The organism is Cryobacterium sp. Y11, from assembly GCF_002929535.1.
Taxonomy (GTDB): Bacteria; Actinomycetota; Actinomycetes; order Actinomycetales; family Microbacteriaceae; genus Cryobacterium.
Genome location: NZ_PJJO01000052.1, coordinates 1 through 17428, shown reverse-complemented (window position 1 = coordinate 17428; position 17428 = coordinate 1). Strand labels below are relative to the sequence as shown.

20 protein-coding genes, 1 tRNA gene and 1 pseudogene are annotated in these 17428 nt (G+C 63.7%); 8 read left to right on the top strand and 14 right to left on the bottom strand.

Annotation, left to right across the window (positions count from 1 at the left end; genetic code table 11):
- Positions 1 to 13: 13 nt before the first annotated feature.
- From CXY75_RS05885 to CXY75_RS05865, 5 genes are all read right to left on the bottom strand, one after another.
- A complete protein-coding gene (locus CXY75_RS05885) occupies positions 14 to 778 on the bottom strand; it encodes an amino acid ABC transporter ATP-binding protein (protein WP_104081906.1) in 765 nt (254 codons plus the stop codon).
- Entirely contained in the window at positions 775 to 1710 is a 936-nt protein-coding gene (locus CXY75_RS05880) for an amino acid ABC transporter permease (protein ID WP_104081905.1), read from the bottom strand. The genes CXY75_RS05885 and CXY75_RS05880 overlap by 4 nt, the downstream gene beginning before the upstream one ends.
- A complete protein-coding gene (locus tag CXY75_RS05875; protein ID WP_104081904.1) occupies positions 1710 to 2654 on the bottom strand; it encodes a transporter substrate-binding domain-containing protein in 945 nt (314 codons plus the stop codon). The genes CXY75_RS05880 and CXY75_RS05875 overlap by 1 nt, the downstream gene beginning before the upstream one ends.
- A gap of 197 nt (positions 2655 to 2851) precedes the next feature.
- Positions 2852 to 3400 (bottom strand): helix-turn-helix domain-containing protein, encoded by a 549-nt coding sequence (locus CXY75_RS05870; protein ID WP_104081903.1) that lies wholly within the window; start codon positions 3398 to 3400, stop codon positions 2852 to 2854.
- Positions 3401 to 3402: 2 nt separating this feature from the next.
- Entirely contained in the window at positions 3403 to 4077 is a 675-nt protein-coding gene (locus tag CXY75_RS05865) for a cyclase family protein (protein ID WP_104081902.1), read from the bottom strand.
- Between the two features lie 101 nt (positions 4078 to 4178).
- Here CXY75_RS05865 and CXY75_RS05860 point away from each other — a divergent pair, with 101 nt between their 5' ends.
- The 4 genes from CXY75_RS05860 (at position 4179) to CXY75_RS05845 (ending at position 7738) form a co-directional block, all read left to right on the top strand.
- The gene (locus CXY75_RS05860) at positions 4179 to 5747 is read left to right on the top strand and encodes a cytosine permease (protein WP_104081901.1); all 1569 of its coding nucleotides are present in this window, start codon (positions 4179 to 4181) and stop codon (positions 5745 to 5747) included.
- Between the two features lie 20 nt (positions 5748 to 5767).
- The gene (locus tag CXY75_RS05855) at positions 5768 to 6148 is read left to right on the top strand and encodes a nuclear transport factor 2 family protein (RefSeq protein ID WP_233201761.1); all 381 of its coding nucleotides are present in this window, start codon (positions 5768 to 5770) and stop codon (positions 6146 to 6148) included.
- 428 nt (positions 6149 to 6576) lie between these two features.
- A complete protein-coding gene (locus tag CXY75_RS05850; RefSeq protein WP_104081899.1) occupies positions 6577 to 6993 on the top strand; it encodes a hypothetical protein in 417 nt (138 codons plus the stop codon).
- Between the two features lie 127 nt (positions 6994 to 7120).
- Positions 7121 to 7738, top strand: a complete 618-nt coding sequence (locus tag CXY75_RS05845) for a hypothetical protein (protein ID WP_104081898.1) — start codon at positions 7121 to 7123, stop codon at positions 7736 to 7738.
- A gap of 30 nt (positions 7739 to 7768) precedes the next feature.
- Here CXY75_RS05845 and CXY75_RS05840 read toward each other — a convergent pair whose 3' ends face one another.
- The 4 genes from CXY75_RS05840 to CXY75_RS05825 form a co-directional block, all read right to left on the bottom strand.
- Entirely contained in the window at positions 7769 to 8425 is a 657-nt protein-coding gene (locus tag CXY75_RS05840; protein ID WP_104081897.1) for a response regulator transcription factor, read from the bottom strand.
- Positions 8422 to 9906, bottom strand: coding sequence for a cell wall metabolism sensor histidine kinase WalK (locus CXY75_RS05835; protein WP_104081896.1), 1485 nt, complete (start codon positions 9904 to 9906; stop codon positions 8422 to 8424). The genes CXY75_RS05840 and CXY75_RS05835 overlap by 4 nt, the downstream gene beginning before the upstream one ends.
- 104 nt (positions 9907 to 10010) lie before the next feature.
- Positions 10011 to 10661 (bottom strand): CoA transferase subunit B, encoded by a 651-nt coding sequence (locus CXY75_RS05830; RefSeq protein ID WP_104081895.1) that lies wholly within the window; start codon positions 10659 to 10661, stop codon positions 10011 to 10013.
- A 4-nt stretch (positions 10662 to 10665) separates the two neighbouring features.
- A complete protein-coding gene (locus CXY75_RS05825; RefSeq protein ID WP_104081894.1) occupies positions 10666 to 11394 on the bottom strand; it encodes a CoA transferase subunit A in 729 nt (242 codons plus the stop codon).
- Between the two features lie 174 nt (positions 11395 to 11568).
- On the opposite strand from CXY75_RS05825, the gene CXY75_RS05820 reads away from it, so the two are divergent.
- The gene (locus CXY75_RS05820) at positions 11569 to 12381 is read left to right on the top strand and encodes an IclR family transcriptional regulator (protein ID WP_233201760.1); all 813 of its coding nucleotides are present in this window, start codon (positions 11569 to 11571) and stop codon (positions 12379 to 12381) included.
- A gap of 281 nt (positions 12382 to 12662) precedes the next feature.
- Here the strand turns inward: CXY75_RS05820 and CXY75_RS05815 are convergent.
- The 4 genes from CXY75_RS05815 to galU form a co-directional block, all read right to left on the bottom strand.
- Positions 12663 to 12738 (bottom strand) — tRNA-Ala (locus CXY75_RS05815).
- Between the two features lie 65 nt (positions 12739 to 12803).
- Positions 12804 to 13751 carry a hypothetical protein gene (locus CXY75_RS05810; protein WP_104081893.1) on the bottom strand — a complete coding sequence of 316 codons (948 nt, stop codon included), beginning with the start codon at positions 13749 to 13751 and terminating at the stop codon, positions 12804 to 12806.
- A gap of 105 nt (positions 13752 to 13856) precedes the next feature.
- Positions 13857 to 14516: a GNAT family N-acetyltransferase gene (locus CXY75_RS05805; RefSeq protein WP_104081892.1), complete on the bottom strand. Its 660-nt coding sequence runs from the start codon at positions 14514 to 14516 to the stop codon at positions 13857 to 13859.
- A gap of 51 nt (positions 14517 to 14567) precedes the next feature.
- On the bottom strand, positions 14568 to 15461 hold the full coding sequence (gene galU / locus CXY75_RS05800) for a UTP--glucose-1-phosphate uridylyltransferase GalU (RefSeq protein ID WP_104081891.1): 894 nt from the start codon (positions 15459 to 15461) through the stop codon (positions 14568 to 14570).
- Positions 15462 to 15495: 34 nt separating this feature from the next.
- Here galU and CXY75_RS05795 point away from each other — a divergent pair, with 34 nt between their 5' ends.
- The 3 genes from CXY75_RS05795 to mscL all read left to right on the top strand — a co-directional run bounded on the left by CXY75_RS05795 (position 15496) and on the right by mscL (position 17024).
- The gene (locus tag CXY75_RS05795) at positions 15496 to 16074 is read left to right on the top strand and encodes a 5-formyltetrahydrofolate cyclo-ligase (RefSeq protein ID WP_104081890.1); all 579 of its coding nucleotides are present in this window, start codon (positions 15496 to 15498) and stop codon (positions 16072 to 16074) included.
- 107 nt (positions 16075 to 16181) lie between these two features.
- Positions 16182 to 16532, top strand: a complete 351-nt coding sequence (locus CXY75_RS05790) for an FmdB family zinc ribbon protein (RefSeq protein WP_104081889.1) — start codon at positions 16182 to 16184, stop codon at positions 16530 to 16532.
- A 3-nt stretch (positions 16533 to 16535) separates the two neighbouring features.
- A complete protein-coding gene (gene mscL / locus CXY75_RS05785; protein ID WP_233201759.1) occupies positions 16536 to 17024 on the top strand; it encodes a large conductance mechanosensitive channel protein MscL in 489 nt (162 codons plus the stop codon).
- A gap of 37 nt (positions 17025 to 17061) precedes the next feature.
- Here mscL and CXY75_RS20425 read toward each other — a convergent pair.
- Positions 17062 to 17357, bottom strand: a pseudogene (locus CXY75_RS20425) (ISAzo13 family transposase); the annotation flags it as partial.
- Positions 17358 to 17428: the final 71 nt, after the last annotated feature.

Genomic DNA, 17428 nt, shown 5'->3' with positions numbered 1-17428 from the left:
TTCCTTAAGGAGATCAAATAACTTTGGCGAGAAAACCGCGGGTGCGCGGATGCTGCGGGTCGTCGAGGACCTGCCGGGGCGGCCCTTGCTCGACCACAACGCCGCCGTCCATGAACACGACGCGGTCGGCGACTTCGCGCGCAAAACCGATTTCATGGGTGACGACGATCATCGTCATCCCGTCACGGGCGAGGTCCTTCATTGTGTCGAGCACCTCGCCGACGAGCTCGGGGTCAAGAGCCGAGGTGGGTTCGTCGAAGAGCATCAGCGTCGGGTCGAGCGCGAGCGCCCGAGCGATGGCCACGCGCTGCTGCTGTCCACCCGAGAGCTGCGCCGGATAGAAGTCAGCGCGATCACCGAGGTTGACCCGCTCCAGGAGTTCGTGGGCCCGCGCTTCGGCGCGCGCCTTGCCCTGACGTTTCACAAAGATCGGCGCTTCCGTAATGTTTTCCAGAGCGGTGCGGTGCGGGAACAAGTTGAACTTTTGAAACACCATTCCGATGCCGCGGCGCTGGGCCGCGATCTCGTGTGGTCGCAGTTCATACGTTTTACCGTGCGCTCGCCGATAGCCGATCAGGTGCCCGTCAACCCAGATCTCGCCCGAGTCGATGCGGTCGAGGTGGTTGATGCAGCGCAAAAAAGTGGACTTACCCGACCCAGACGGGCCCAGCACACACACCACCTCGCCCCGATCGATTTCGAGGTTGATGCCGCGCAGCACCTCGAGGTCTCCGAAGCTCTTACGCACGTTGACGGCACGCACCAACGGGTCGGTCATGAGGGTGTCCCCTGTCGTTCGGCGACGCGAATGGCGGGCCGTGGGCCGGTGACAGACCGGTCCAGGCGTCGTTCGATGCGCACCTGGATGATGGTGAGGATCGTCGTCAGCAACAGGTACCAAATGCTTGCGACGATCAGAAGCGGAATCTGCTGAAAGTTGCGGGAGTAGATCAGCTGCACCGCGGTGAGTAGCTCTGGCAGGCCGACGACGATCACCAGTGAGCTCAGTTTGAGCATGGAGATTGTGTTGTTGGCGATGGGAGGGAGCACGACCCGGGATGCCTGCGGCAGAATAATCCGGCGGTAGGCCAGCATGCGGCCCATTCCCACGGCTTCGGCGGCTTCGCTCTGGCCGGGATCGACAGACTTAATGCCAGCCCGAATGATTTCGGCCATGTAGGCGGCCTCGTTGAGCCCCAATCCCAGGATTGCGGCCGTGAACTGGCTGATCAGCACGTTGGTGGGGATTTCAACGAAGGTCGGCCCGAAGGGGATCCCGAGGTTAATCATCGGCAGGATCGACCCCAGGAAGAACCAGAACAACAATTGCACCAGGATTGGTGTCCCGCGAAAGAACCAAATATAGCCAGACGCCACGAAACTGAGCACCCGGTTTCCCGACAGCCGCATGATGGCGAGGAGGGTGCCGAGCACGATGCCCAGCACCATCGCGACCACGGTCAGCTCCAGGGTCAGGAGGAGCCCGCGCATGACCGAACGCTCAAACAGGTATCCCGCCACGAGGTCCAGGCGCAGCTTCTCGTTCGTGACGAGAAACTGAACGAACAGGGCGGCTGCGACCAGGATGGCGGCAACGCCGATCCACTGGCCGGGATGGCGAACCGGGATGATCCGCCCACCGTCTACCGGCTGCTCGTTCGCCGTGGCCTGGGTCGACGTTGCCCGGGTCGACGCTGGCGGGACTGTCATTACTCCACGCCGGAGTTGATCGGGGCGCCAGTCAGCGCCTGCTTTTCCAGTCCCCACTTGACCAAGATCTGGTCGTACACACCGGACTCAATGACGTTGAGCAAGGCGCCCTGCACGGCGTCACGCAGCTCGGGGTTGTCCTTGGGAATAACGATGCCAACGGGAAGCGTATTGAACGGGTCGCCAGCGAGTTCGAAGGCACCGTCTGAGGTCTGAACCGTGTAGGCGAGCGTCACGTCGAGGGCAACGGATGCGTCGGCCCGGCCGCTGGACACAGCTTGCACGGCACTGGCCTGGTCAGGGAACGGAAGCTTTTCGATCGCGGGTTTGCCCGCTTCCGCGCAGACGGCCTGTAACGAATCAATAGTCAGGTCGCCGGTCGCGCCCTTCTCCACGGAGGCGCTATGGCCGCACAGGTCATCCGGGCCGTTGATCTCGACGGCGTTGCCGCTCGTGACGAGAATCGACACTCCGGACTGCAGGTAGTCGACGAAGTCGACCTCGACCTGACGTGCGGCGGTATCGAGGATTCCGGTGAGAGAGAGGTCGTAGCGGCCGGCCGCGATGCCGCCGACGATGCCGTCGAAGTTGACGTTTTCAAAGCTGAAATCCACGTCAAGAACCTGGCCGAGAGCCGCGCCAAGGTCCGCGTCGAAGCCGACCACCGTGGTGCCGTCGGTATCGAAGAACTCCATCGGCGGAAAGGAAACACCCGATGCGACGCGCACGACGCCAGCGTCCCGGAGGTCGGCCGGCAGAGCCGCGGCGAGGGTCGCATCCGCTTTCAGGGTGTCGATGGTGGGCGCGGAATCTGCAGCCACCGTGGAATCGTCGCTCGGGGCTGCGCATCCGGTGAGCAGGAGACCGGAGGCGATCAGTCCGGCCAGAACGGGGAAACTGCGCCGCAAAGCGACCGTGCGCGTGGGGTGTTTCAGGGGCTGCATGAAAAATCCTTTATCTCGACGTTGAGCGACTAATAAGAAAAGAAAATTGCCTATTAGTTATATTTACTTGTGGCTATGATCGGTGCTGGCACGGTGCAATGTCAAGTTCGGCCCCGGAAGGTCCTGCCCGATTGTGCCGATGTGACCAGCGCACCGAACGCCAATCGCACGGCTGGTCGACAGCGGCCGATGGCCCCTTATGGAGACGGAGTCAGCACCCAGAACACCGCGCATTCAGCGGTGGACGACGCATTACGCCAGGTATGCGGGTCACGGCCACGAAAGGTCATCGCGTCGCCGTGGTCGAGGGAAAACTCTTCGTCGCCAATGGTGAGCGTCAGCGAGCCGCTCACCACAAAGACAAACTCCACGTCGCAATCCAGCGAGTACAGGTCGCGGCCGGCTGATCCGCCGGGCTCGATCACCGATTGGATGACCTGCAGCTGGTTTTGTGTGCCCGGCGTGACCAGGTATTCGGCCGCACCACGGCCGCCGAAGTTGATCGGTGCCCCCTCACCCGCGCGCACGATCTGGGCGGCCGGCGGTTCGAACAGGTCGCCGACCCGCAAACCAACGGTGTCACAGATCGACACGAGGGTGGCAACGGATGGCGACACCTGGTCGCGCTCCAGCTTGCTGACGAAGCCCTGGCTGATTCCGACGACGGTCGCTACTGCTTCGAGGGTGAGCCCTCGGTTCAATCGGGCCGCGCGGAGTCTGGATCCGATCGGAACTTGTCGAGCCATCGTTATCCCTCGTCCGCAAGCTGCAGGGCGACAGCGCGTACGGGCGCACCGTCAGCTGCCTCAAAGGCTATCGGCAGCAGTGAGATAAGCGCTTCGTCGAAGTTGATGGCCGCCAGATTCGTGAGATTCTCCGCAATAATCCCGGCCTGCGCAGCGATGAGATGGTGCACCGAGAACCCCTCCCCCTGGTGTTCGTCATCGGGTGTCTCGTCAATATTGATGGCATCAATACCGAAGGTGCGCACCCCAAGGACCAGCATGCGGTCGCAGGCATCCGCGTCGAGAAAGGGGTTGTCGAAGTACCGGTCAGTCCCGTAATGCTCACTCCACCCGGTGTGCAGCAGTACGACCACGCCGGGTTCAAGTAGGTGTGCAACCGGCGCGACGTGCTCCCAAGTGATTCGCCCGCGCGCTCCCACCCCGCGGGCGTCGACGATGACCCCTCGGCCGACGAACCGATCGAGCGGAATCTGGTCGAGCGTGGGCGCAGTCTCGTCGAAATGGTACGGAGCGTCGACGTGGGTACCTGTCTGCGACCCCATGCTCACGCTCAAGAGGTTGAATCCGTCACGTTCAATCGTGCTGTGCACCTCAAAGCGCGGCTCGGGGTCTCCGGGGTAGGTCTGGGTCGCGGCGTTCACAACAAGCGATAGATCAACAACCTTGTTTATCCTCATAGTCAAAAACTATTGCACATTAGTCAAGTACAACGCTAGTGTCGTCCTCAGCTTGTTTGTAAGCCCGCCCCAATACGCGAGTGAAACCGAAGGCAGTAACCATGAACGACACCAACGACGTTGCCCCCGGCACCGGAGCGGTCACCCTGAATGCCCGGCCCAAGGTCACCGAGGTCGAACAACACGGGATCGACACCATCCCCGACGCCGACCGCACCTCCACCTGGGTCGACCTGCTGCGCATCCAGTTTGGCGGCGCCAACACCTTCGCCACCGTTCTGCTGGGCACCTTTCCTATTGTTCTCGGCTTGTCGTTCTGGCAAGCCGTGCTCGCTACCGTCGCCGGGGTGCTGGTCGGCTCTCTCTTTCTCATGCCGATGGGACTGTTCGGGCCGAAAACGGGCACCAACAATGCCGTCTCCTCCGGAGCCTTCTTCGGCGTGCGCGGCCGCGTTGTCGGATCGTTCCTGTCGCTCCTGACAGCGATCGCGTTCTACTCGATCTCGGTCTGGGTCAGCGGGGACGCCCTCGTCGGTGCGCTTACCAGGCTCGCCGGCGTGACCGACTCGATCGGCCTGCGCACGATCGTGTATGGCGTGATAGGTGTCATCGTCATCATCGTGGTCGTGTACGGGTTTCAGTTCATGCTCCTGGTCAACAAAACCGCCGTCATCGCGAACACTGCGCTCATTTTGTTGGCCATCGTCGCCTTTTCGGGAACGTTCGATGCTGGGTACAACCCCGGACCGTCGGCTTTTGCGCTCGGTGGATTCTGGCCGACATTCGTCGCCTCCGCGCTCATTGTGATGAGCAACCCCATTTCGTTCGGAGCCTTCCTTGGGGACTGGTCGCGGTATATTCCCAAAAGCACACCGCCGCGCAAGCTGTTCCTCGCTACCTTCCTCGGGCAGCTGTTAACCCTGATTCCGTTCCTGTTCGGCGTCGCGACGGCGACGATCGTCGCCGGTCAAGGCGACTACATATTCGCCTTGATCCAGGCCAGTCCCATCTGGTACGCGGTACTGCTCATGCTCGTCGCTTTCATCGGCGGCCTGTCGACCGGCAGCACCTCGCTCTACGGTACCGGCCTCGACTTCTCATCGGTGTTTCCACGATTCAGTCGGGTGCAGGCAACGATCGCCATCGGCGTTTTCGCGTTCCTCTTCATTCTCACCGGCAGACTCTTCTTCGACCTGCTCGGAGCAGTCAACGCTTTCGTCGGTGCCATCATCGTGACGACGACACCGTGGATCGTCATCATGGCGATCGGCTATTTCGTTCGGCGCGGCCACTTCGATGCCCGAAACCTGCAGGTTTTCAATAAGGGCGAGGTTGGCGGCGTGTATTGGTTTCGCTCCGGCGTCAACTGGCGCGGCATGGTCGCCTGGATCGGCGCTGCCACGATCGGTCTGCTCTTTGCCAACTATCCGCCGGTGATTGTCGGCCCGTTTATCAACGCCGGTGGAGGCATCGACCTCAGTCTGGTCATCGCGGTAGTGGCGGCGGCGGCGCTCTATCTCGGAGCATTGTGGCTCTTTCCGGAACCCCGCTTCGTGTTCGGCGCCGATGGCGCACGCATCGTGCCGAGTCGGCCCGGTGACCCCGAACCCATCGTGACCGACCACGCATCAACCGCCGCTAAGGTCGCGGTCTCACGGGCACGCAAATGAGCGAGGCTGAGATCGACGCGTTGGCCGCCATTGACGCCATCATCGACAATTTCTCTCGGCACCAGCGTGACGCGTATTTTTCCGGCTTTGCAGCGGATGCAACGTTCCTCTTCTATACAGCGCCGCACCGCCTCGACAGCCGGGGCGCTTACGAATCGCTCTGGGCCGACTGGGAACGGGATTTCGGCTTTAGGGTTATGAGCTGTTCGTCCAGCAATCGACGGATCCAGATCTTTGGCGATACCGCGGTCTTTAGCCATGATGTCGACACCAGGATCCGTGAGCACGATATTGAGCGCACGGTGCTCGAACGTGAATCGATCATCATGGAGCGCCGAGACGGCGCTTGGTTGTGTGTTCACGAACATTTGTCGGCGCGCCCCCTCGACGGCGAGGCCTAGGTGAGCAGGGTAGCCATCGTGACCGGCGCGGCTAGCGGGCACAGGGCATCCGTTTGTCCGTCGCTGCAACTGCCCGGCTAGGCGGTCACCGCTCTCGCGTCGTCCGTCAGCTGCCTCGCGGGGCAACACGGAGCGCACATTACTCCAGCGACTTCACCGAAGCCACCAGGAAATGAGGGTGAGCAATTCCTGCGGTGTGAGGTCGAATTTGGTCTGCTTCGCGACGTTCACGCAGTTGCAGAGCCTGGCCGGGAGAAATGCAGAGCAAGCTTGTGCGCGCGGCCATGCGTTTGCTCGTTGTCACAGCACGCTCACGGCCTCAACCGAGAATCGCAGCACCCAATCTAAGAGAATTCTCACGAAGACCGTGCGTTCGTCTCACCCGATGGGTCCAGACTGAGGACACGATTTATCAACCGGGAGGCCTCATGAACGCGCGCAGAATTCTCGGACGCCCCCTGCTGTGGATCGTCACCGCTGGAGCTGGGGCCATTCTGATGGTGGCCCTCGCCTCGGTGCTGGCGAATTCGCTCGCCATTGCCGAGCAGCCGGGTCGACCCATTGGGGTACCAGCGGTGTCGGTGCAGCCGGGTGGAGCAGCCACTCCGAGCGCCACGCCGTTCGCACCGACGCTCGGACCGACGATTGAACCCACCGCTGAACCGACCGCTGACCCCACAACCGACCCTACGCCCGCCATCAGCACGCCGGAACTCGTTCCCGCAGCTGACCCGGTGGTCGTGGACGATCATGGCGGCGACAATCCCGGTCACGACGACGACACGGGAGACGATTCCGGGGGTTCCGGGTCGTCCAGCGGCGGATCGGGCAGCAGCCGCAACTGACGCTCTCCATGAGAGCGCTCTCACGCGACTCTCGCACCGGTCTTAGCTGAATGCGGTTGATTGAAGGCGTGGACAAACGCCACGCACTCCATCCGCCGCTAGCTCGGCGCAGACGAAGGGTCACCCCATGTTTCAGATGACGAAGAAGCGCACCATTGCCCTCACAACCATCAGCCTCGCCGGGTTGATGTCGGTCGGCGTAATTGCGGCGCAGGCGAACACCGACCGGGTCGGCGTGGCTCCCACGAGCACCTCCAACAGCGTGCCGAGTTCGAGCAACTCCAGTGATTTTCCGGATGCCCCCGACGACAGCGACCTGCGCCTCAGCTTCGGCAACGGCATCGATGACCTGAATGATGCTCCCGATGACAGCGACGGACGTGTTGGCTCGGGCCATGGCATCGACGACACGGTCGACGATTCCCTCCGCGACGATTCCCTCAGCGACGACGTGAACGACGCCCCGGATGACAGCGACGGCCGGATCGGATCGGGCCATGGCGCCGACGATATCGCGGACACCCCCGATGACAGCGACGGGCGCGTAGGCAGCAACTCCGGCCCCGGCACCTCGACCACGGTTGATGACGCCAGCAACTCAGGCCGCGGAAGCAACTCAGGCCGCGGAAGCAACTCCGGCCACGGCGACAACAGCGGCAGCGGCAGCGGCAGCGATGACAGCAGCGGCCATGGCAACGACGACTCGGGCAGCGACGACTCGGGGCACGGTAGCGATCACGAGTAGTCTGCTCGCGGCAACTCCTGGGCTACCGACTCATCTGAGTCGGTAGCCCATTCCGCGTACGGTCTCGATGTGTTCCGCACCGAATTTGCCACGCAGATAGCCCACATACACGTCGACAATGTTTGACCCTGGATCAAAATCGTAGCCCCAGACCCGGCTCAGTAGCTGCTCCCGACTGAGCACCTGGTCGGGGTGGCGCAGAAATTCTTCGGCGAGCGCGAACTCCCGCGCCGAGAGGTCAACCTGCCGGTCGCCGACCGTCGCTCGCCGGGTGCGCAGGTCGAGTTGGAGCCCGGCGACGCCGAGAACCGAACTCGTCGTCCGCGGAGCGTCGGCCATGCGCAGCCGCACCCGAGCCAACAGTTCGTCGAACCGAAACGGCTTCGACATGTAGTCGTTGGCGCCACCCTCAAGGCTCGCAAGGGTGTCTTCGGCCGAGTCCCGCGCCGTCAAGACGATCACCGGCAGCTCCGACCCGTCGGCCCGCAGCTGTCGTAACACCTCATAGCCGTCGAGCCCGGGCAGGCCGATGTCCAAAATCAGCAGGTCGAACCCGCCGGTGATGGCGTAGTCGAGGGCATCCGTTCCCGTTCGCACCACGACAGTCGAGAACCCGGCGGCAACCAACCCCTTCTCGACGAAACTGGCGATGCGGTCTTCATCTTCGGCAATGAGAATGCGACTCACAAGCGGATGTCCTTCGGGTCGGGTGGCGCGAATGCAGGTGCATTCGCCAGGTCAAGTGGCAGGTCTATCGTGAACGTGGCGCCTCCGCCGGGCGTTGGGGTGACCCGAGCCACTCCGTCATGCGCGGCGGCGATCGCCGCCACGATGGCCAGACCGAGGCCAGAACCGACCGGGCCTCGACCACGGGTTCCGCGCTGGAACCGGTCAAAGATGTGCGGCATCAGCTCGTCGCTGACGCCAGGGCCGTGATCGCTGACCCAGAGGCGCAGGCGGGGCCGGCCAGCGGCATCCGCTGCGATTGCGCTGCCCAGCTCGATCACTCCGGACGGTGCGCCGTGGCTGACCGCGTTTGCCGCGAGCTGCAGCAGCGCCTGGGTGAGCTTGTCGGCGTCGACGGCCACGACCACAGCGGCGTTCGCCGTGACCACCCAGCGGTGCGCCGACAGAGCCGCTGCTTTGACCCGCACTCGCTTTACGAGCGCGGCGATGTCGGTGGGGCGACAGTTCTGCAGCGAGGACCGTTCGACCTGGGCGAGCGCGGAGATATCACGCACGAGGCCGCCCATGCGGTCGAGTTCGTCGATTGCGAGGTCACGGGTGGCCACGACATCCACTGCGCTGTCGGCATTCATGAGTTCGAGGTGCCCACGCACGATGGTGATCGGTGTCTTCAGTTCGTGACCAACATCATCGAGCAGCTGGCGCTGCCCGGTGAGCGCGCCCTGCAGCCGGTCGAGCATGTCGTTGACGGTCGCCGTCAACGCTGATACGTCGTCATGGCCGACGACCGGGATGCGCTCGCTGACATCGGACGCGGTGATGCGCGCGGCGGCCTCGCGCAGGCCGCGAATCGGGCGCAGCAGGCGCCCGGCCACGACCCAGCCGACCAGCCCGACCAGGATCAGGGTCACCAGGCCCACGATCAAATAGGTACGGGACGCATCGGAAATCGGCTGCAGTTCCGCGTTGAGGTCGAAGGCGGCGATGAACGTGCCCCGCGCCGGGTCGCCATCGACCGAGACCGGCACGAAGACGTAGCGCAGCAGGCGTCCTGAAGACGTGACGGTGCCGAGCACAACGTCGCCCGAGGCCGCTTCGACGACGCTGCGTTGCAGCATAGCGTCATCGGCCAGTCGAAAGTCGACCTCGCGCGGTTCCAAGGCGGCGACCCCGTCGATGACGGCGAGGGTGCTTTCGTTGGTGGCCGGACGCACTCCGGCGATGACGGCACGCAGGGCACCCCGCAGGTCGACCGCGGCCGAGTCGGCGGCGACGATGCGCACGTCGTCGACGGTCGCACTGAGCATCGCGTCAATCTCGATCAGGGTACGTTCGCGCTGCACCAGGTAGGCCGTGGTTCCCGCGACACCGAGGCCTGCTGCCGTGACGAGCAAGATCGCGGCCAGAATTCGCACGCGCACCGACAACGCCGGGCTCCGCCAAGAAGGCCGGGTAGCGCGCACACCGATCGGGTCGGACATGCACCCAGTATGGCGGGTGCCACCGACACTCGAGACCGTTCAGCCAAGCGGATGCTGCCCGCCCGCGCGCGCGCCGGACCGCGGCATCCGCTTGGCCGGGTCGGCTACCGGCTCGGAGCCAGCTCGCCGACCGTGAACGCGGCCTCGGTCGTGTCCTCAATGTCTTGCAGGCTCACGCCGGGGGCGCGCTGCCGCAGCACGAGGCCGGTCGGTGTCACGTCGAAGACGGCCGTGTCGCTGATGATGCGGTCGACCACGCCCACCCCGGTCAGCGGCAGGGTGCACTCGGTCACGATCTTTGGCGTACCGTCCTTGGCGACGTGTTCGGTGAGCACGATCACGCGCGGGGTGCCGGCGACGAGATCCATCGCGCCGCCCATTCCCTTGACCATTTTGCCCGGAATGGTCCAGTTGGCCAGGTCGCCCGAGCCGGAGACCTGCATGGCGCCGAGAACGGCAACCTTGACGTGACCGCCGCGGATCATGCCGAAAGAAGTCGCCGAGTCGAAGATCGACGCCCCGGGAAGCACCGTGACAGTCTGCTTGCCGGCGTTGATGAGGTCAGCGTCTTCCTCGCCCTCAAACGGGAACGGCCCCATGCCGAGCAGCCCGTTCTCGCTCTGGAGCGTCACCTGAATGCCCTCCGGCAGGTTGTTGGCCACCAGCGTCGGAATGCCGATGCCGAGGTTCACGTAGTCGCCGTCGCTGAGTTCCTGCGCCGCAATCGCGGCCATTTCATCCCTGGTCCACGCCATGGTCTTACTCCCCTGTCTGTACGCCGACCAGCACGGGCCGGCTGCGCACGGTGCGCTGTTCAATGTCTTTGACCCGCGCCGAGGCCTGGATCAGGCGCTGCACGTAGACGCCGGGGGTGATCACGTGGTTCGGATCGATCTCACCCGGTTCCACGATGACCTCGGCCTCGGCGATCGTCACGCGGCCAGCGGTCGCGACCACCGGGTTGAAGTTGCGGGCGGTGAAGCGGTACTCGAGGTTGCCCAGGGTGTCGGCGCGCCAGGCCTTAACCAGGGCGACATCGGCAACGATGCCGCGTTCTTGCAGGTAGGTTTCGCCGTCGAAGTCGGCGAGCGGCTTGCCCTCGGCAATCAACGTGCCCACTCCGGTCTTGGTATAAAACGCGGGAATGCCAGCGCCGCCGGCCCGCAGCCGCTCGGCCAGGGTGCCCTGGGGGCTGAACTCCACCTCGAGCACACCGGCCAGAAACTGCTCGGCGAACAGCTTGTTTTCTCCCACATACGAGGCGATAACCTTGCGCACCTGCCCGGCCTCCAGCAGCACGCCGAGCCCCTTACCGTCAACGCCCATATTGTTTGACACAACGGTGAGATCCTTCACAGCGGATGCCCGCACCGCGTCAATGAGATCCGCCGGAATGCCGCTGAGGCCGAAGCCGCCGACCGCGAGCACCATCCCGTCGCGCAGAACGTCGTGCAGCGCCTCGCTCGCGCTGACCTGAACCTTGGACATACATTCTCCTCATCGAGTTGGTGTCGCGCCTGTCGCAGTGTCCAACTTATGGACATCGATCAATATCATCATGCTATTCAGGGCCGATAAGTCCTGTCAAACCCCAATTTCTCGTGATTCCACCCCGTGAACACTAGGGTATGAATCATCCACATTATGGACACAGGAGGCGAAATGATTTCTCAGCCACCCGCAGCGGGCATGCTGGGCGCACAAGCGGCGCCGGGTACGCAGGTCGTCGCCCGAATCGCCTTATTGCTGCGCTTGGTCGGCCGCAACCCGGCCGGCACTCCCCTGGTCGAAATCGTTCGCGACTCCGGCCTGACCCGGCCCACCGTGCACCGCCTACTCACCTCACTCGCCGCCGAGGGCCTGCTCGACCACGACGCCGCTCGCCACACCTGGCACTACGGACCCGAGGTATTCGTCATGGGCACCGTCGCCGCTGCCCGCTACCCGATCGAAGAACTCGCCCGGCCGAGCCTCGTGCGCCTCGCCGAGGAGACCGGTGAGAGCGCGTTCCTCTCTATTCGGCGCGGCGCCGAGACAGTCTGCCTCCTGCGCGAGGAGGGCAGCTTTCCCATCCGCTCATTCGTGTTGCATGAGGGGGTGCGTTTTCCGTTGGGGGTGGCATCCGCTGGAATGGCAATTCTGGCGTACCTACCCGAGGCCGAAGTGGATGCCATTCTCTCCGACACCGAGACTTTCGCGGCTCGCTGGGGGTCTCAGCATTCGCCCGCGAGCATCCGCGCCAACCTCGAGCGCACCCGAGTGACCGGCTATGCCGTCAATCCCGGGCTCATTCTCGAGGGTAGCTGGGGCATGGGCGCCGCGATCTTTGACCGCAGCGGTCGCCCGGGCTGGGCGCTCTCCCTCACCGGTATCGAGCCGCGGTTCAGGCCAGAGCGACAGAAGACGCTCGGCCAGCTGCTGCTCGACGAGGCCAGCCGCATCACCCAGACCCTGCAGCGCCCGCCGATCGCCTAGCGTCCCTCACGAGATGCCACCTTTGGCCCCATGAACTCGGCTTCACCCTCGCGAGATGCCACCTTTGGCCCCATAGATCCTGTTCAAGGGGCCAGAGATGGCATCTCGCGAAAACGATGGGGCCAGAGATGGCATCTCGCCGCGCGTGCGACTCGGCCACCCACGAGATGCCGCCGCAAACCGGGGACAGTCCGCCCCGGCTCGCGGAAAGGCAAACTCACGCTGGCGAACAGGGAAGAATGAGAAATGCCCCGACCGAGGCCGGGGCATTTCTAACAGTGTGGTGGAGCTTAGGAGATTCGAACTCCTGACCTTCTCATTGCGAACGAGACGCGCTACCAACTGCGCCAAAGCCCCAAACTGCCTTTGAAGAATATCACGGCCCGGCCGCCACTTTTGCCGCTTCGAGCCAGACGCCCGAATTAGACGGCGCGTCGACGACGCAGCACGGCGTCGAGATCGGTCATGCCCGGCTCGGTTTCACCGACAATGCCCATGGCGGCAAACCGGCTCGGCGCGGAAGCCACGGACGCCACGGAAGCCACAGCGGGCCGCGCGATCGGCGTGACGGCCCGATTCGCTTCCTCGGCGAGGGCTGCGGTGCGGCGCGTAACTTCCCCCTCCGCGGCGGCCTTGCGCAGCTGGTTGGCCGCCTCAACGGATGCCATCGCCGTCTGCGCAATAGATCCGCGCGAGAGGTGCAGTGCGCGCGGCACCGGCTGGGGCGTCCACGTTGGCGGAATGACCGGGGTCTCCTCTAGATATACGGGTTCAAAGGGCTGACCGATCAGTACGGGCAGCGAGATCGGCACGGGTGCCCGCACCACGCGTGCGGAGCGCGCAACCGTGGCCAGCCGACCGAGAATGCCAAATGCGGCCACCATGGTGACCCCGCCTCCGACGAGCGCGGTGAAGGAGCCGGCGAGGGCGGGAGCGATTCCGGCAACGGCCAGCACGAATCCGGCCAGCAGAATCAGCGACACCAGACCACGAAAGCGGCGCAGGCGGTGGAGCTTCGAAACGGGCGACTCCGGCAGGCGCGGAGTCGCCGAGGCTGCCACGGCCGCAGCGGCGCGCCGAACGTCGCGGGCAGCATCCGCGACAGCTTGAGCCTCGGCCCGCTCTGACTGCTCAGACCGCGCCAAAATGCGTTGCTGCTCAGCCACGGTACGTGCGGTCGCTTCCAGCCGCACCTGGCGGGGCACCTCGGCGGTTTCGGCCAGAATGCGCAGCGTCTGCTGCAAGCGCACGGCGTTTCGTTCGGTCGCCTGATACTGCTTGCGGCGCGACCAGGTGGGCATCAGATAGGCCACCCAGAGCACAGCGGCCACCGCCACCATCACCCCGCCGCCCAATGCCTCATTACTCATGTTGATAACGGTAAGAGGCCGAGCCGCATCCGAGCGTGATTACCGGTGGCGTGTCACCGAAGTTAATACACTGATTCCGCCCCCGAGCGAGGCTATACACCCGAGTCATCGAACGATGACGGGCACCGGATGCGCGGCCGCCTCGAGATCGGTCGCGGTGACGCGCGCGGCATCCGCTGGTACCAGACCATCGCGCCAGCGCCGCATGACTCCCTGGGGGAGCTCTTCGGCGACCAGTCCGAAGCAGAAATGGTCGCGCCAGTCGCCGTTGATGTGGATGTACCGGCGGCGCAGACCCTCGTAGCGAAAACCCAGTTTCTCGACCACGCGCAAGCTCGCCTTGTTCTCGGGGCGGATGCAGATCTCCATGCGGTGCAGGCCGAGCTGGTAGAAGCAATAGTCGGTGGCGAGCGCAACGGCGGTCGGCGTCACCGACCGGCCCGCGAACTTCTCACTCGCCCAATAACCGATGGTCGCCGACGAGAGCGATCCCCAGGTGATCGAGGAAACGTTGAGCTGACCGGCCAGCTCACCGTTGTACTCGACGAGGAATGGCAGGCCGTGGCCCGCACGGGAATGCGTCAACAAGCTACGGATGCTCGCCCGCGTGTCGAAAGACATCGGCGCGTACGGGTTCGTGGCTTCCCACTTGCGCAACCAGGAACGGTTGGCCAACAACTCACCCTCGAGCGCACGCGCATCGCGCAGTCGGACGGGGCGCAGGGTAATGGCACCCTCGCGGAGGGTCGGAATGGCGATCGGCACGGTTGGCCTGTCTGTCGTGGGAGGAAAAGACCGGTGGGGCTCGTTAAAACGTTAGTCGAGCGTTGCGACGAATTCGTGCAGCCACGGCTTGAGGTCGGGGCCGAGGTCTTCACGATCGACGGCGAGCTGCACGATCGCCTTGATGTAGTCGAGCCGGTCACCGGTGTCGTAGCGACGCCCGCGAAAGATGAGCCCGTAGACGCCGCCGGTGGTTTCGGGAGTGATAGCCATCTCTTGCAGGGCGTCAGTCAGCTGAATCTCGTTGCCCTTGCCCGGCTCGGTGCGCTCGAGAATGTCGAAAACCTCCGGGCGCAGTACGTAGCGGCCGATAATGGCGAGGTTGGAGGGGGCATCCTCTCGGCTGGGTTTTTCGACCAGTCCGGTAATGCGTACGACATCGGGATCGTCGGTCGCCTCCACCGCGGCCGCGCCGTACATGTGAATCTGCGCCGGGTCGACCTCGAGCAGGGCGACGATGCTGGCGCCGCGCTTGACTTGTTCCTCGAGCATGCGAGTCAGCAGCGGGTCGCGGGCGTCGATGATATCGTCACCGAGCAACACGGCGAATGGCTCGTTGCCCACGTGCATGCGCGCGCGCAATACGGCGTGGCCGAGGCCGCGCGGGTCTCCTTGACGCACATAGTGGATGTCGGCGAGCTCGTTGGATTCGCGTACCTTGGCGAGCCGGGTCTGGTCGCCCTTGCGTTCGAGCATCGCCTCCAGCTCGGTCATGCGGTCGAAGTGGTTCTCCAGCGCATTTTTGTTACGCCCCGTAACCATGAGCACGTCGCCCAGGCCGGCCGCAACGGCCTCCTCGACCACATACTGAATGGCTGGCTTGTCGACGACGGGCAGCATCTCCTTCGGCATGGCCTTGGTGGCGGGCAGGAATCGCGTTCCCAGCCCGGCTGCGGGAATGACGGCTTTAGTTATCGGGGTACCCATGGGCACTAGGTTAGCGGCAAGTAGGATGCCTTATATGGACTCCGACATTGGTCATCGAAAGCGCGCACTGAGAGCGGAGCTGCGCGAGCGTCGCCAGAACATGACCTCCTCGGAGCGCGAAGCGGCCACGGCCGGCTTCACCGAAAATTTGCAGAGTCTCGTGGTTGATCTGTCAGCACGGTCGATTTCTTGTTATCTGTCTGCACGCAATGAACCCGATACCCGGCCGTTTCTCAACTGGGCCACGGCAGAAGGCATCCGTATTCTGTTTCCCATTTCTCGCGAAGACGGCCTGCTCGACTGGACCGTCGGCGACGGCGAGGAGGAATTCACGGGAATTTCCGGGGTACCGGAGGCCGTCGGAACCCTGCTGGGCCCAATCGCCATCAACGACGTCGACCTCATCATTGTGCCCGCGGCGGCGGTGGGCGCTGATGGCCTGCGCATGGGCTGGGGTCGTGGCTATTTCGACAAAACACTCGGGTCAATGGAGAAATGCCCGCCGGTCTACGCCGTGGTCTTCGACAGCGAATACGTCGACGAGGTGCCCCGAGAGGTGCACGACCAGCCGGTCAATGGCCTCGTCACACCGACCAGAATCATCGCTTTCTGACCATTTATACCGCTCGTGCACCCTGTTCTGCATCTGACCGGGCACCAGCGCACATAACCTTAGTACTGACAGGCGCTTGCCTGTCCGCTCAACCAGCTGGAGATGCAGTGCCTACCTACTCTTACCGTTGCACCGAGTGCGACACCGCCTTCGATATCCAGCAGGCCTTCACCGATCATTCGCTCACGGTGTGCCCGACCTGTCAGGGAAAACTGCGCAAGGTGTTTTCGTCGATCGGCGTGACCTTCAGCGGCTCGGGTTTCTACAGCAACGACTCCAAAGCGGATGCGAAGCGGTCCAATCCGAATCTCGACCGCAAGCCGGCCGAGAAGTCTGCCGAGAAGTCGGACTCTTCGGCGAGCACGCCAGCCGAGACCAAGACCGAAAAGAAGGCCGAGAGCACACCCGCCAAGGCCTCGACATCTTCCTCCGTTCCGGCCGCTACCAAGGCGTCTTAAGCTATGGCGCTGACCAAGACGGTCTCCCAAGTCATTCGATTGGAGCACCCCGTGATCAACGGTTTCAAAGAATTCATCATGCGCGGCAACGTCATCGACCTCGCCGTCGCCGTCGTCATCGGCACGGCGTTCACCGCGCTGGTCACCTCGATCGTCACGAGCATTTTCAACCCGCTCATCGCGTCAATCTTCAGTGCCGAGTCCTTGGCAGACTCGCTCGTCCTGCCGCTGCGAGGCGGGGACGGCATCTTGTTTGGTGCCGTCATCGGCGCACTCATCAACTTTCTGCTGATCGCCGCAGTTGTCTACTTCGCGATCGTGCTGCCACTGAACAAGCTCAAGGAGGCCCAGGACCGTCGCCGTTCAGCCGGCGTGCCCTCCGAAGTCGTCGCCGACCCCACGACCGAGCTCGACCTACTTACCGAGATTCGCGACCTGCTGGCCAAGAACGCCGCTGCAGCACCCGAGCAGGGCCCTCGACACACCGCCTAGCTCCTCTTAGGGCCTGTAAATCAACATCACGCGTAGTTCAGGGTTGATCTGCTGGGCTTACGGTGTCGTTGCACTCGTCATGGAAGTCGTGCCTGGTGAGGTGCTGGGTTTCCAGATCTGCCATTTCGCGCTCGGTGATCTTGATGCCTTTGGAGTAGATGCTCTCGTCAAATCCGGCGGTGACGGTCAAACCGGTGCGGGTGGTGGTACCGGCGATGAGGTTGACGATGACTTCGTGGCTGGTCAGCGGCTGACCAGCGGCTGGCCACGCCAGTTCATCGAGATCTGACTGAACAGCCAGTGTTCAATCGCGGTCCATTTGGCGGTACCCGGGCCACCCCGCAACCCCGCCATGACCCAGCACCCGAGCCTCAGCCCCATCAGCAACCGTCGCTGACGCTCAT

Coding starts and splice junctions, on each gene's coding strand:
- mscL (WP_233201759.1), top strand. CDS start 16,536: ATGGCGCTGACCAAGACGGTCTCCCAAGTCATTCGATTGGAGCACCCC.
- CXY75_RS05860 (WP_104081901.1), top strand. CDS start 4,179: ATGAACGACACCAACGACGTTGCCCCCGGCACCGGAGCGGTCACCCTG.
- CXY75_RS05835 (WP_104081896.1), bottom strand. CDS start 9,906: ATGTCCGACCCGATCGGTGTGCGCGCTACCCGGCCTTCTTGGCGGAGC.
- CXY75_RS05885 (WP_104081906.1), bottom strand. CDS start 778: ATGACCGACCCGTTGGTGCGTGCCGTCAACGTGCGTAAGAGCTTCGGA.
- CXY75_RS05795 (WP_104081890.1), top strand. CDS start 15,496: ATGGACTCCGACATTGGTCATCGAAAGCGCGCACTGAGAGCGGAGCTG.
- CXY75_RS05880 (WP_104081905.1), bottom strand. CDS start 1,710: ATGACAGTCCCGCCAGCGTCGACCCGGGCAACGTCGACCCAGGCCACG.
- CXY75_RS05865 (WP_104081902.1), bottom strand. CDS start 4,077: ATGAGGATAAACAAGGTTGTTGATCTATCGCTTGTTGTGAACGCCGCG.
- CXY75_RS05820 (WP_233201760.1), top strand. CDS start 11,569: ATGATTTCTCAGCCACCCGCAGCGGGCATGCTGGGCGCACAAGCGGCG.
- CXY75_RS05845 (WP_104081898.1), top strand. CDS start 7,121: ATGTTTCAGATGACGAAGAAGCGCACCATTGCCCTCACAACCATCAGC.
- CXY75_RS05830 (WP_104081895.1), bottom strand. CDS start 10,661: ATGGCGTGGACCAGGGATGAAATGGCCGCGATTGCGGCGCAGGAACTC.
- CXY75_RS05870 (WP_104081903.1), bottom strand. CDS start 3,400: ATGGCTCGACAAGTTCCGATCGGATCCAGACTCCGCGCGGCCCGATTG.
- CXY75_RS05810 (WP_104081893.1), bottom strand. CDS start 13,751: ATGAGTAATGAGGCATTGGGCGGCGGGGTGATGGTGGCGGTGGCCGCT.
- CXY75_RS05850 (WP_104081899.1), top strand. CDS start 6,577: ATGAACGCGCGCAGAATTCTCGGACGCCCCCTGCTGTGGATCGTCACC.
- CXY75_RS05825 (WP_104081894.1), bottom strand. CDS start 11,394: ATGTCCAAGGTTCAGGTCAGCGCGAGCGAGGCGCTGCACGACGTTCTG.
- galU (WP_104081891.1), bottom strand. CDS start 15,461: ATGGGTACCCCGATAACTAAAGCCGTCATTCCCGCAGCCGGGCTGGGA.
- CXY75_RS05875 (WP_104081904.1), bottom strand. CDS start 2,654: ATGCAGCCCCTGAAACACCCCACGCGCACGGTCGCTTTGCGGCGCAGT.